General features: G+C 36.4%; 12 protein-coding genes. 10 read left to right on the top strand and 2 right to left on the bottom strand.

Annotated elements, in window-relative coordinates; translation table 11 throughout:
- Positions 1–64: 64 nt before the first annotated feature.
- The 9 genes from ACHRV5_RS05775 to rlmH all read left to right on the top strand — a co-directional run bounded on the left by ACHRV5_RS05775 (position 65) and on the right by rlmH (position 12,074).
- On the top strand, positions 65–4,381 hold the full coding sequence (locus ACHRV5_RS05775) for a CusA/CzcA family heavy metal efflux RND transporter (RefSeq protein WP_395426086.1): 4,317 nt from the start codon (positions 65–67) through the stop codon (positions 4,379–4,381).
- A gap of 11 nt (positions 4,382–4,392) precedes the next feature.
- Positions 4,393–5,610 carry an efflux RND transporter periplasmic adaptor subunit gene (locus ACHRV5_RS05770; protein ID WP_395426085.1) on the top strand — a complete coding sequence of 406 codons (1,218 nt, stop codon included), beginning with the start codon at positions 4,393–4,395 and terminating at the stop codon, positions 5,608–5,610.
- A 10-nt stretch (positions 5,611–5,620) separates the two neighbouring features.
- Complete coding sequence (locus tag ACHRV5_RS05765) at positions 5,621–7,618, top strand: heavy metal translocating P-type ATPase (protein WP_395426084.1); 1,998 nt, start codon at positions 5,621–5,623, stop codon at positions 7,616–7,618.
- Positions 7,619–7,910: 292 nt separating this feature from the next.
- Positions 7,911–8,792, top strand: a complete 882-nt coding sequence (locus tag ACHRV5_RS05760; RefSeq protein ID WP_395426083.1) for a pirin family protein — start codon at positions 7,911–7,913, stop codon at positions 8,790–8,792.
- 3 nt (positions 8,793–8,795) lie between these two features.
- Positions 8,796–9,191, top strand: a complete 396-nt coding sequence (locus ACHRV5_RS05755) for an OsmC family protein (protein WP_047775840.1) — start codon at positions 8,796–8,798, stop codon at positions 9,189–9,191.
- 5 nt (positions 9,192–9,196) lie between these two features.
- Positions 9,197–9,481, top strand: a complete 285-nt coding sequence (locus ACHRV5_RS05750) for a GNAT family N-acetyltransferase (RefSeq protein ID WP_047775842.1) — start codon at positions 9,197–9,199, stop codon at positions 9,479–9,481.
- A 109-nt stretch (positions 9,482–9,590) separates the two neighbouring features.
- Positions 9,591–11,009 (top strand): adenosine deaminase, encoded by a 1,419-nt coding sequence (locus ACHRV5_RS05745; protein ID WP_395426082.1) that lies wholly within the window; start codon positions 9,591–9,593, stop codon positions 11,007–11,009.
- A 65-nt stretch (positions 11,010–11,074) separates the two neighbouring features.
- Positions 11,075–11,380, top strand: a complete 306-nt coding sequence (locus ACHRV5_RS05740; RefSeq protein WP_395426080.1) for an antibiotic biosynthesis monooxygenase family protein — start codon at positions 11,075–11,077, stop codon at positions 11,378–11,380.
- 220 nt (positions 11,381–11,600) lie between these two features.
- A complete protein-coding gene (gene rlmH / locus ACHRV5_RS05735) occupies positions 11,601–12,074 on the top strand; it encodes a 23S rRNA (pseudouridine(1915)-N(3))-methyltransferase RlmH (protein WP_029269532.1) in 474 nt (157 codons plus the stop codon).
- Positions 12,075–12,224: 150 nt separating this feature from the next.
- Here the strand turns inward: rlmH and ACHRV5_RS05730 are convergent, their stop codons facing one another.
- Positions 12,225–12,872 (bottom strand): hypothetical protein, encoded by a 648-nt coding sequence (locus ACHRV5_RS05730; protein WP_395426079.1) that lies wholly within the window; start codon positions 12,870–12,872, stop codon positions 12,225–12,227.
- 47 nt (positions 12,873–12,919) lie between these two features.
- Positions 12,920–13,753: a dihydropteroate synthase gene (gene folP / locus ACHRV5_RS05725; RefSeq protein WP_395426204.1), complete on the bottom strand. Its 834-nt coding sequence runs from the start codon at positions 13,751–13,753 to the stop codon at positions 12,920–12,922.
- Between the two features lie 148 nt (positions 13,754–13,901).
- On the opposite strand from folP, the gene ACHRV5_RS05720 reads away from it, so the two are divergent.
- On the top strand, positions 13,902–14,441 hold the full coding sequence (locus ACHRV5_RS05720; RefSeq protein ID WP_047775851.1) for a DUF1599 domain-containing protein: 540 nt from the start codon (positions 13,902–13,904) through the stop codon (positions 14,439–14,441).
- The last annotated feature ends 23 nt before the right edge of the window (positions 14,442–14,464 follow it).

Here is a 14,464-nt window from a genome sequence, read left to right as displayed (position 1 = left end):
TGTGGACTTACCACAAAAAAACAGGCCGATTTCGTCTGATTTCTCATTCATTATATCCAAAAAAATGCTAGATAACATTATACAATTTAGTATAAAGAATAAATTCATTATACTTCTAATTACCCTGATTCTTATAGCCTGGGGAAGTTATTCCCTTAAAAACCTACCGTTGGATGCACTACCTGACATTACCAACAATCAGGTGCAGATTATCACTACAGCGCCAACATTGGCAAGCCAGGAAGTAGAACAATTGATCACCTACCCTCTTGAACAGTCGGTAAAAACGATACCAAAAGTAATCGAACTGCGCAGTATTTCCCGTTTTGGACTATCAGTTGTTACGGTTGTATTTGAAGAAGGTGCCGATACGTATTGGGCACGTGAACAAGTTTTTCAAAGGCTTAAACAAGCCGAGGAAATCATTCCCAAATATGCCGGAACACCCGAATTAGCTCCTATTTCAACAGGTCTTGGTGAAATTTACCAATATGACGTGTATGCCAAAAAAGGCTATGAAGACAAATACAATGCAACCAGTTTAAGAACGATTCAGGACTGGATTATTGTACCTCAGCTTCAAGGGGTAAAAGGCGTTGCCGAAGTAAGTACCTGGGGAGGAAGCGTAAAACAATATGAAATTTCTGTTGATCCCAACCGATTGAATAGTGCCGGCGTTACCATCACAGAAATTTTTGACGCGCTCGAAAAAAACAATCAGAATACAGGTGGTGCTTATATTGAAAAAGATGAATTTGCTTATTTCATTCGTGGAGTCGGAATGGCGTCAGGAATTAAAGATATTGGAAATATTGTGGTTAAAAACCGAAATGCAACTCCTATTCTAATTCGCGATATCGCAACCGTACAACTCGGAAATGCGATTCGTTTTGGTGCTACTACCAAAGACGGAAAAGGTGAAATTGTGGGTGGACTGACCCTTATGCTTAAAGGAGAAAATTCGAAAGCTGTTGTAGAGCGTGTCAAAGAAAAGATGATACAGATCAACAAAATGTTGCCTGAAGGTGTTGTTGCCGAAGCTTTTATTGACAGAAGTAAATTGGTTGATAATGCTATTGGAACGGTTACTAAAAATCTACTTGAAGGAGCTTTAATCGTCATTTTTGTATTGATTTTATTCTTAGGAAATCTTCGTGCGGGATTAATCGTCGCTTCTGTGATTCCTTTGGCCATGCTTTTTGCCGTAATTCTGATGAATGCATTTGGCGTCAGTGGAAACCTTATGAGTCTTGGGGCAATCGACTTTGGGATTATAGTGGATGGCGCTGTGATTATTGTCGAAGCCACCATGCACCACTTGCAAAAACTCAAGAAAAAAAGAGAGTTAACACAATCTGAAATGAATGAAGAAGTTTATGCTTCGGCTTCAAAAATCAGAAATAGTGCTGCTTTTGGGGAGATTATTATCTTAATTGTATACCTGCCTATTTTAGCTTTGATCGGAACTGAAGGAAAAATGTTTAAGCCAATGGCAATGACCGTAGGTTTTGCAGTTATAGGAGCTTTTATTTTGTCTCTAACTTATGTCCCAATGATGAGTGCTTTATTCCTTTCTAAAAGCACAGAACATAAACCGAATTTCAGTGACCGAATGATGGCTTGGTTCGAAAAATTATATACACCTCTTTTAGAAAAAGCATTACGTTTCAAAAAAGCGGTTTTAGGTATTGCTGTGGCCTTATTTGCTCTTTCTCTGGTTATCTTCCAAAACATGGGAGGAGAATTTATTCCTACTATCGAAGAGGGAGATTTAGCCATTAATGCTACGATCATGACCGGAAGTTCTTTATCACAAATGATTAAAACAACAACGGAATATGAAAAAATGCTTAAGGCCAAATTTCCGGAGATTAAAACCATCGTTACCAAAATCGGTAGTGGTGAAATTCCAACCGATCCTATGCCAATAGAAAGTGGTGATTTGATTATTGTTTTGAAGGAAAAAAAGGAATGGACAAGTGCCGATAACTGGCAAGATTTGGCACAATTGATGAAAGCCGAAATGGAAAAAATCCCCGGAGCCAACATCGAAGTTTCACAGCCGATACAAATGCGTTTCAACGAATTAATGACCGGTAGCCGAAGTGATATTGCCATCAAAATATTTGGTGACAACCTCGATGTTCTGGAAAGAAAAGCCAATGAACTAATTAAGAAAATCAATAAAATCGAAGGTATCGGCGATCTAAAAGCCGATAAAGTAAGTGGGTTACCTCAGATTACCATCAAATACGATTACGATAAAATTGCCTTGTATGGTTTAAATATTGAAGACTTAAACAAGATACTTCGCTCTTCTTTTGCAGGGGAAGCAGCCGGAAAAATTTATGAAGAGAACAGACGATTTGATATTGTTGTTCGAATGAATAAAGACAATCGAAACGACATTGCCGATGTGAGCAATCTGTTTATTCCGTTACCAAACGGACAGCAGGTACCGCTTTCACAAGTGGCGACCGTAGAATACGAACAAGGTCCTGTACAAGTAATTCGTGAAGACGGTAAACGTAGAATTACCATTGGACTGAATGTTCGTGGACGTGATGTGAAAAGTGTTGTAGAAGAAATTCAGCAAAAACTGGATAAAAACTTCAAACTTCCTGCCGGATATTATGTGACTTACGGAGGTCAATTTGAAAATCTTATCGAAGCTAATAAACGTCTGTCTATTGCTTTACCAATTGCACTGAGCTTAATTTTAGTGCTCCTTTATTTTACTTTTAAAAGCACCAAACAAGCGGCTTTGATTTTTACCGCGATTCCGCTTTCGGCCATCGGTGGTGTATTTGCCTTATGGATGCGTGGCATGCCTTTTAGTATTTCAGCAGGAATTGGTTTTATCGCGTTGTTTGGAATCGCTGTTCTTAACGGAATTGTTTTGATTTCTTATTTCAATCAATTAAAAACAGAAGGAATCACTGATCCGCTGCAACGTGTATTAATCGGAACAAAAACAAGATTACGTCCCGTTTTAATGACAGCAGCAGTAGCCTCTTTAGGATTTTTGCCAATGGCATTATCCACGAGCGGTGGTGCAGAAGTTCAAAAACCATTAGCGACGGTTGTAATTGGTGGTTTATTCTCCGCAACCTTACTAACGTTAATTGTTTTACCTATACTCTATTTATTGTCTGAGAAAAAAATTAATTTAAAATCAAAAATGACAAAATCAATAGCAACTGTTTTTTTACTACTGATCAGCAGTTTTTCTTTTGCTCAAAACCAACAGCCTGTTACATTGGAAAAAGCAATTGAAATAGCAAAATCTAATAACATCAATTTAAAAATTGCCGATAAAGAAGTAGAAAAACAAACGATCCTTAAAAAGACCGCTTTTCAACCGGATGCCTTGCAAATACAGTACCAAGGCGGACAGTTTAACAGTGTCGATTATGATAGCAATGTTTCTGTGCAGCAGTATTTCCCAATCGGAAAAATCACCAAAGCCAACCGACAATTGCAGGAAGAATTGGTGAAGTTGGCCGAAAAACGAAAAGCCATGTCTGCCTATGAAATCGAAAAAGCCGTAACATTAGCTTACTATCAATATTTATATGGCGTTTCTATTCAAAAACTAAATACCGAATTGTTCAATATTTATGCTTTATTTCTAAAAAATGCAGAGCTGCGTTTTAAGACCGGCGAAAGCGGAAACATTGAAGTAATTAGCGCCAAGGCTAAAGTCAAAGAAATTGAAACTCAAAAAGAGCAGTTAGCCTACGATTTGGTCATTTATCAAAAACAGTTGCAGTTTTTTGTTCAAACTAAGGAAGATATTGTGCCTGATACCACGACCTCTTTACAGTTTACAACACTTGCAGATTCCAACAAGTCTAAAGTAGAAAACCTAATGACTGAGTACTATCAACAGCAAATTTCGGTGTATCAGAAAGAAGCGAATACCTATAAAGCACTACGAACACCAAAGCTGGGTTTAGGGTACTTTGCACAAACCATTGATACTAAATCTTTGTTTCAGGGATTTACGGCAGGTTTACAAATTCCGCTGTTTGGTGGCGTTAATACCGCTAGAGCCAAAGCCGCAGCGATAAACATTACACAATCAGAATTGGAATTAGAGAAAAATAAATTCTCTTTGGAATTACAAATACAGGAATTGAATAACGATTTTGAAAAGCAACAAAAAGGCCTGTCTTATTATCAAAAAGAAGGCCTGCAATATGCTGAGCAGATTATTACAACAGCCCAAAAAAGCTATTCAAATGGCGACATGAGCTATTGGACTTATATCAGTTTTTTAAATCAGGCCATTGACATAAAGAAACAATATGCCGAAACTTTGAATATGTACAATCAAAGTGCTATTCGTTTACAATTCCCTTCTATTTCTAATAACTAATATTCATCACAATGAAAAATATAACAAATACAACAAAGCGTTTTACCTTCCTGTTTATCCCTATTGCCTTTCTTCTATTACTTATACTACTTCTAACATCCTGCAATGAGAAAAAGCCCGAAGTGGCTCAGGAAGACGAGAAATTAGAAAATGAAGTAATGTTAACGGCTGCTCAATTTAAAACAGTTGGCATTCAGTTTGGAATGGTGGAAAACCGTAACCTCAATACGATCATTAAAGCAAACGGTTATACGACGGTTCCTCCTCAGAATTCCGCTAAAATTGCCACATTACTTGGCGGTACTGTCAAAGACATTTTAGTTTTGGAAGGTACTTATGTCAACAAAGGCAAAGTTCTGGCTACTATTCAAAATCTGGAAGTGGTAGAAATGTTAGAAGAATACAAATCGGCTACCGCCAATATCGAGTATTTACAATTAGAATACAATCGTCAGAAAACATTGGCTGATGAAAATGTAAATCCAAGAAAAACATTTCAGGAGGTCAAAGCAAAATTGGCTGTAGAACGAGCACGAGCACAAGCGGCAAAAAACAAATTGCTTGCGCTTAATATTAGCCCAAACAGCAACAATGCATTAATCCCTATTCTATCACCGATAAGTGGTTATGTAGGTAAGATCAGTATTGCCAAAGGAGCATTTGCAGAAACAGGAATTCCGTTATTTGAAGTAGTTGACAACAGTCAAATGCATTTGGATTTAAATGTATATGAAAAAGATTTAGGCTCAATTTCAATAGGCCAGGAAGTCGATTTTATACTGACCAACCAATCCAATAAATCCATAAAAGGTAAAATATTCGGTATCAATAAATCTTTTTCTAACGAAAGTAAAACAGTTGCTGTTCACGCCAAAATAAATCCGGATGATGCCAAAGGATTAATCTCCGGAATGTATGTTTCTGCCAATATAAACCTTAATAGCGCTACCGTACCGGCACTGCCAAAAGCGTCAATTGTAAAAAATGGTGATAAATATTTCATCTTTATTCAAGAAGAAGAACATGCCGAAAAAGGCGAAAAACACGATTCTAAAGAGGAAGCTGAAGAAATACATTTTAAAGCCATTGAAGTTATTCCGGGCACTACCGATATGGGATATACTGAAATAAAATTTGTAACTTCAATCCCGAATACAAGCAAAATTGTTACACAAGGTGCTTTTTATCTATTGTCTGCTCAAAAAGGCGGTGGAGAACACACTCACTAATCTAAATTTTATGATACATAATGACGATACTGATTGCTGTGAAACAAAACAAAACACAGCCCCCAAAAAAAATACAGAAGCAGGTTGCTGCTCACATGATGATAACAAACATAGTGACGACGATGGACATGACCACTCAGTAGGAGATCAGACCACTTTTCAGCTTTTTTCTCCGGCAATAACTAGTTTTGTTTTACTAATCATTGCCATTGTTTTCGATAATTATTTACCTCAAACCTGGTTTACAGGTTGGGTTAGAATTGTTTGGTATATAGTCGCTTATTTACCGGTTGGTTTTCCTGTCATAAAAGAAGCAATTGGAAGTGCCAGAAATGGTGCTTTCTTTTCAGAGTTTTTATTAATGAGTATTGCTACCATCGGTGCTTTTGCAATTGGTGAATATCCTGAAGGCGTTGCTGTAATGCTTTTTTATGCTGTTGGCGAAACTTTCCAAACATTGGCCGTAACTCGTGCCAAAGCAAACATCAAAACGCTGTTAGACCAGCGTCCGGATGAAGTGACAATTCTTGAGAACAATCAGCCTAAAATTATTAAAGCAAAAAATGCTCAAATTGGAGACATCATTCAATTAAAACCAGGCGAAAAGTTAGGCTTAGATGGCGAACTTCTTTCTGAAACAGCTTCCTTTAATACCGCAGCATTAACAGGAGAAAGTAAACCTGATACCAAAAACAAAGGCGAAAATGTCCTTGCGGGAATGATCAATCTCAATGCCGTAGCCGAGGTAAAAGTTACCACTTTGTATACCGATAGTAAATTGTCTAAAATTCTGGAAATGGTTCAGGAAGCGACTTCCAAAAAAGCGCCAACCGAATTGTTTATCCGAAAATTTGCCAAAATATACACGCCAATTGTGGTTTATGCAGCAATCGCGATCTGTTTACTGCCTTACTTTTTTGTAGACAATTATCTTTTTAAAGATTGGTTGTATCGTGCCTTGGTCTTTTTGGTAATCTCTTGTCCTTGTGCCTTGGTGATTTCAATTCCACTGGGTTACTTTGGCGGAATTGGAGCAGCAAGTAAAAACGGGATTTTGTTTAAGGGCTCGAGCTTTTTAGACATCATGGCAGCAATTCAGGTTGTTGTAATGGACAAAACCGGCACCTTGACAAAAGGGGTTTTTAAAGTTCAAAAAGTGGTAGCGGTTGGGATTCCCGATGCTGATTTAATAAAATATACGGCTGCACTCGAAACCAAATCAACACATCCTGTTGGTACTGCCATTATTGACTATGCCAACGGAGCAGAAAAAAACAGTGTTGTTACCGCTGTTGAAGAAATTGCAGGTCATGGCCTAAAAGGTACAGTTGACGGCAATGCTATTTTGGCCGGAAATACCAAACTAATGAAAAAGTTCAATATTAGTTATGATACCGAAATAGACCAAACGCCTTTCACCATAATCGTTGTAGCCGTCAATCAAAAATATGCCGGTTATTTCCTCATTGCCGATGAAATAAAAGAAGATGCCAAACAGGCCATTCAAAGCTTACATCAAATAAATGTAAAAACCGTCATGCTTTCGGGGGATAAAACAGCTGTGGTAGAATCCGTTGCCAAAGAATTAAATATCGATGTGGCTTATGGTGACTTATTACCCGAAAATAAGGTTGAAAAAGTTACGGATTTAAAAAACAAAGACCTGAAAATTGCCTTTGTTGGCGATGGCGTAAATGATGCACCTGTGATTGCGTTGGCACATGCCGGAATCGCAATGGGTGGCTTAGGAAGTGATGCGACTATAGAAACGGCCGATATCGTGATTCAAAACGACCAGCCAACAAAAATATACACCGCCATAAATATTGGTAAAAAAACCAAACAAATTGTATGGCAGAATATTAGTTTAGCCTTTGTTGTAAAAGCCATTGTACTTGTACTGGGTGCCGGCGGCCTCGCTACCATGTGGGAAGCTGTTTTTGCTGACGTGGGGGTTGCTTTATTAGCGATTCTGAATGCGGTAAGAATACAAAGAATGAAGTTTTAAAACAAAGTAAAGTAGATTAAAAAAGGGGGTATTTGTACAAAATCGTATAAATACCCTTTTTTTTACGTAAATATTTCAAACCTAACAGGTTTTAAAAACCTGTTAGGTTTAGGTTTAAAAACGGCCTTTAGTAATTAAATATTTATCCTTACTTTTATACTAATTCGGTTCTTAATCTACATTAAGTTGCATTTTTAATAATGATAGTAACTTTGTCAAACCAATTATAAAGAACCCCAGTAATAATTACAATAAATCTCAATCGTCAAAAGATCAATTTTAAAAATATACCATGTCAAACATCAGTTTAATTATTGAAGAACGCGCCGCCAACATTGGCAATTTTATGGTAGGGAGATTATTGCCTTTTCGTGAAAAAAGAGCAGTCGGACCATTTGTATTTATTGATCATATGGGACCCGCACATCTGAACCAACACCAGAATATGGACGTCCCTCCTCACCCGCATATCGGACTTTCTACACTGACCTTTATGTTTGAAGGAAGTATCATGCATCGCGACAGTCTGGGAACAGAACTCGAAATAAAACCGGGCGCTGTAAACTGGATGACCGCAGGAAAAGGAATTGTACATTCCGAAAGAACACCCGAATATTTAAGAGCTTCCGATAAAGTGCTTCATGGATTACAGATTTGGGTTGCTTTGCCAAAAGAATTAGAGCAAATGGAACCTAATTTCACACATGTGGAGGCAGATGATATTCCGCAATGGGAAGAAAATGGAGTTTCATATAAATTAATTGCCGGAGAAGCTTTCAACAAAAAATCACCGGTTCCAGTGTATAGTCCGTTGTATTTTATTGAAATCAAAAGCGAAACGACTCAGAAAATCAATATTGGAAAAGATTTGTATGGAGAAAGTGGCTTATATATCCTGGAAGGAAGTATTAAAAGCGGAGAGCATGTTTACGATCCGAAGCAGATCCTGATTACAAATGACAGTACTTTATGTGAGTTTGAAATTGCTGCTCATTCTACTGTTTATATTTTTGGTGGAGCTCCTTTCCCTGAAGAACATTTTATCTTCTGGAATTTTGTTTCTTCTGACAAAGAATTAATCGAAAAAGCAAAAAGAGACTGGACAGCACAAACGTTCCCAAAAGTCCCTGGAGAAACTGAGTTTGTTCCTTTACCTGAACCCCGAATGAAATAACATATGGAAACTATATCAGCACAAATTGACACGCGCTTGTATCGCACCGAAATAAAATCTGCCAGCGGAAATACGGTAATAGCAGACGAACCTCAGGAAGTTGGAGGTAAAAATCTAGGTTTTAGCCCTTCGGAGCTTTTAGCTTCTTCATTAGCAGCCTGTACACTTATTACATTGCGAATGTACATCAACCGCAAACAATGGCAAGTTTCTGAAATCAATATTAAGGTCGATTTTGAAAGAGACTCTAATCAGAATGTCTCTTTATTTACCCGAAAAATTGAAATTATCGGCGAGGTAGACGATACACAGCGACAACGTTTAGAAACCATTGCCAACAGTTGCCCAATTCATAAAACATTAACACATTCAATAGAAATCAAAACCACATTATTTTAACAATCATGGAAATACAACAAATAAACGAAGGAAGAAAAGGATATTTTGAAGCTGTAGAAGACGGAAAACAAGCCGGAAAAATGACCTATAGCTGGGCCGGTGACACTAAATTCATCATTGACCACACAGAAGTAAACGAAGAATTCAACGGGAAAGGTGTTGGTAAAAAAATGGTCATGGCTGCCGTTGAATATGCAAGGGCCAATGATTTTAAAATTATTCCGCTTTGTCCTTTTGCCAAAAGCGTTTTCGATAGAACCGCTGATATACATGATGTTCTTTTTTCATAAAAATACCCCCGTAGAGACGCACTGCTGTGCGTCTTTACTTAAATATTACCCCTTCCTTTTCAAAAGTCCTGTAAAATAACTACATTTGCATGTAATTTAAACCTAGACTATGACAAGGATAATTACACTTTTCTGTATTTTTATAGCACAAATCGGCTTTTCTCAATCGGCTGAACGTTATTTGGAAAAAATCAGAAACAACGAAGCCCTTTCTACTGCTTTTTTTCAACAAATGCCTAAAGGAGGCGATCTACACCATCATTTTTCGGGATCAATTTATGCAGAACCTCTTTTAGAAAGAGCGATTTCTGAAGATTTCTATTTGAATTTAGAAACCATGGCAGTGTCTAAAACAAAACCTGCAAATGGAAACTGGGAAATCTTTTCTTCACTTAAAAATAAAGAAAAACTGGATTTTTACAAACAGCAAGTGATGCAAACCTGGTCTGCAAAAGATTACAACGGGGTATCTGTTCCTTCTGACGATTTGTTTTTTGATTCCTTCGATAAGTTTTATGCAACAATCGACGGGCATTTTGCCGAAGGAATGCTTGAATTGAAAAAACGAGCCCTTGCTGAAAATGTAAGTTATATCGAAACGCAATTATCAACGATTCCTTGTGATATGAATGTTGCTGATTTAACCGATTTTAATACCAAACTCCGTCAGGCTGCGGCACAAAAAGACGAGAAAGCAGTTCTAAAGTATTTAGATGAACTGTATAAATCACTACAACAAAAAGACGCTAAAAAATACGCCGAAGATTTCAATACAAACTTCGTCGCAAAACTGCATAAGGAACTAAAAATTGATGACGATCGTTTTACCATGCGTTATCAGAACTTTGTACTTCGTTTTATGGAACCGGTAGATTTATTCAAAAATCTGGTTATTGCTTTTATCTCAGCAAACGACAGTAAATTGGTTGCAGGTGTAAATATTGTTTCTCCTGAACATGGTGAAAATTCTATGAACGATTACTGGCTTCATATGGTCATGTTCAAATATTGCCATTCCAAATTTGATGATGTAAAGTACACGCTCCACGCAGGAGAATTAACTCTAGGATTAGTGCAACCCGAGGATTTAACCTGGCATATTAACTCCGCCATTTATACGGCCGGAGCCAATAGAATTGGACACGGAGTAGATATTGCATACGAAGCAAACTCATACGACTTGTTGCGTTATATGGCCAAAAACAATATTCCGATTGAGATCAACTTAACGAGTAACGAATTCATCTTAAAAGTAAAAGAGAACAGACATCCGTTTTCACTTTATAAAGAATTTAATGTCCCAATTGTAATTAGTACCGACGATGCCGGAATTCTAAGAACCAACATGACCGAACAATATGTCCTACTGGCAAAAAGATATCCTGATGTGACTTACGAAACGATCAAAAAATATGTTTACAATAGCATCAATTACAGCTTTATTCAGGATGCTTCTGTAAAAAAACAACTATTGAAAGATCTGGATGCCAGATTTAAAACTTTTGAAAATCAATTTTCTAAAAACTAACTTAAATCAAACCTAACAGGTTTTAAAAACCTGTTAGGTGTAGTTTAAATTTTACAACATAAAATATGATTCTTGAAGCAGCCTATCTTTACGTAAAACCAAATTTGGCAACTCAATTTGAAAGCGATTTTACAAAAGCAAGTCAGTACATTTCTTCTATTGAAGGCTATTTAGGGCATCGCTTAGAAAAATGTCTGGAGATTGAAAACAAATACCTTTTACTGGTAGACTGGAATACATTGGAAGATCATACTGTAGGTTTCAGAACTTCAGCTGCGTACTTAGAATGGAAGAAACTCTTACATCATTATTACGAACCATTCCCTGTCGTAGAACATTTTGAAACCGTTTTTGAAAATAAGAAACCATAGCATTAATTTTGCCACAGATTAAAAAGATTCTCACAGATTAAAAAAAGAAAAAATCATTTTTAATCTTTTAATCTGTGGCAAAAAACATTAAAAAAATCAGCTCATTTTTTCATATATTAATTTGTGCCAATTCGTGAAATTCGCGGCAAAAAAGCAAACAATACACTAGAGAAAAAATCCTTCCGAATCCTTTTAATCTGTGGCAAAAAACTAAAAAACCATGAACATCAAACTCATCGCCATAGGCAAAACCGACAATAAATCGCTTCAGACTTTGATTGACGATTACACCAAACGTTTGTCCTTTTATATCAAATTCGATTTAGAAATTATTCCCGACATCAAAAACGTAAAAAATTTATCTGAAAGTCAGCAAAAGGAAAAAGAAGGAGAACTAATTCTTTCCAAATTAACCCCAACCGATCAGTTAATTCTACTCGATGAAAACGGGAAAAACTTCTCAAGCGTTGGTTTTTCTGAAGAATTACAAAAGAAAATGAACTCCGGAATCAAAACACTTGTTTTTGTAATCGGAGGTCCTTACGGATTTTCGGATACGGTTTACAGCAAAGCGCAAGGGAAAATTTCGCTTTCTCTAATGACTTTTTCCCACCAAATGGTGCGTTTGTTTTTTATTGAGCAATTGTATCGTGGGTTTACGATTTTAAGAAATGAGCCTTATCATCATCAATAAAAGATTTGTTTCAAGTTTTTTTGTTTCAAGTTTCCTTTGTTTCAGGTTTTCTTTGTTTTAGGTTTCCTTTGTTTTAGGTTTCCTTTGTTTCAGGTTTCCTTTGTTTCAGGTTTTCTTTGTTTCAGGTTTTCTTTGTTTCAGGTTGGGGATTTAGAAAACAAATTCTTCTTCGGTATTTATGAATACAAAATCAATTTTTTCCTGTATCATTTTTTCAACAAGAATTTTACATTGAATGTAATCTCCGTACGTCATATTTTTATCGTACGAAAATTTAATCTCAGCCTTAGGATTGATTACTAAACTATCCAAAAACGGTTTTAAATCACTTTTAGGAAAATCATACGTTTTTCTTCCGCTGTATTGTATCCTTCCATTTTTCTTGAAATACAGCTGACTTCTGTTATTCGCAATTTCCATTTTATAATGCACTTTCGTGAAAGGCAAAAAGGCTAAATTTTTTCCAACAGAATCCGCATACGAATAATAATTCTCTGCTTTTTCGTTTTTGTGTGCTTTCTCGGCTCGTTTCTTTTCCTGAAGTTTCATTACTTCGCGAATTACCAATTTAAGTGGCAAACGTTTGTCAATATTGAAAATCCAATTGGTTGAAATGATGCTGTTTTTGCGATTTACTTCGGCGATGGTATCCTTGCCGTCTGTTTTAAAAAAAATGTAGATTGGCGAAAGATCTTCTACATTTTTAACCACCGTTACATTTGCTTTTGGCAATAAAACATCTTCTTTTTTCCCGCACGAGAAAAACAGAACTACAAAGAGTAAGCTAAAGTATTTCATAATTTAAAATAATGGTAAGATTTAAAATGACAAACCGGAATGTTACTTTAATTTTGTTTAAAACTCATTTTAGTAAACAAAGTAACGCATTCAACTGCTTCTTTTACATCGTGAACGCGAAGTATTTTAGCCCCTTTTGATAAAGCAATGGTATTAAGAATTGTGGTACCGTTCAGAGCTTCCTCTGCCGTTATGTGGAGCGTTTTATAAATCATAGATTTTCTGGAAATACCAGCCAAAACAGGTAATTCCAAAAGATTAAAAAGTTCCATTTTTTGCATCACTTCAAAATTCTGATCTGTCGTTTTCGCGAATCCAAAACCGGGATCCAATATCAAATCATTAATTCCGAGGCTTCTCGCTTTTTGTACTTTTTCAGAAAAATAAAACAACATCTCTTTCATGATATCGTCATAATGCGTCATGCTTTGCATCGACTGTGGATTACCACGCATGTGCATCATAATATAGGGTACGTTATATTTTGCAATCACATCAAACATTTTGTCGTCTAACTCACCTGCTGCAATATCATTTATAATCGCTGCACCGCTTTCTATACTTGCTTTAGCAACTCCTGCTCTGAAAGTATCAATAGACAACAAAGCGTCTGGAAAATGCTTTAAAATGAGTTCTATAGCCGGTACAACGCGGTCAATTTCCTCCTGCTCCGATACAAACTCTGCATTTGGCTTACTGGAATACCCTCCAAGATCAATAAAATCGGCCCCTTCGGTTAGTATATTAGTTGCTCTTGTGATAATCTCGTCTTCATTATTGTATTTTCCTCCATCAAAAAAAGAATTTGGCGTCAAATTCAAAATTCCCATTACTCTGGGAACTGACAAATCTATAAGTTGTCCTTTGCAATTCATTACAATCTTGTTTGGGTTTATTTTGTTTCAAGTTCATTTTGTTTCAAGTTTCGAGTTTGAACGTAAAACATGAAACTTTAAACTTGAAACCTCTCAGGCTTTCAAAAAATTATCCTTATTTTTGGAAAAAAATTAAGCAAATATACAACAATAAATGAAGAATACTTCTTTAGAATATGATAGCGTAGTAACGGTTTGCCGTACTTTATTTATCAATAAAATGAAAGATTATGGCAGTGCCTGGCGTATTTTGAGACTGCCTTCACTAACCGATCAGATTTTTATAAAAGCGCAACGAATCAGAAGTTTACAGGAAAACGAAATTCGCAAAGTTGATGAGGATGAAAGTGGCGAATTTATCGGAATCATTAACTATTCGATTATGGCTTTGATTCAATTGGAATTAGGCGTTGTTGACCAACCTGATCTGGACGTAGAAAAAGCAACCGAATTATACGACGCTAAAATTAAACTTACTAAAGAATTAATGGAAGCTAAAAATCATGACTATGGTGAAGCATGGCGCGATATGCGTGTGAGCTCGCTTACCGATCTGATTCTGCAAAAACTGCTCCGTGTAAAACAAATCGAAGACAACAAAGGAAAAACTTTAGTCTCTGAAGGCATTGATGCCAATTATCAGGACATGATTAATTATTCCATTTTTGCGTTGATTTTGAACCCAATGAAATAATAAATTTCAAAAATGAAATCCCA

This window comes from Flavobacterium sp. FlaQc-52 (assembly GCF_044007495.1).
GTDB lineage: Bacteria > Bacteroidota > Bacteroidia > Flavobacteriales > Flavobacteriaceae > Flavobacterium > Flavobacterium cupriresistens.
This window is presented reverse-complemented; position numbering and strand designations above follow the sequence as displayed.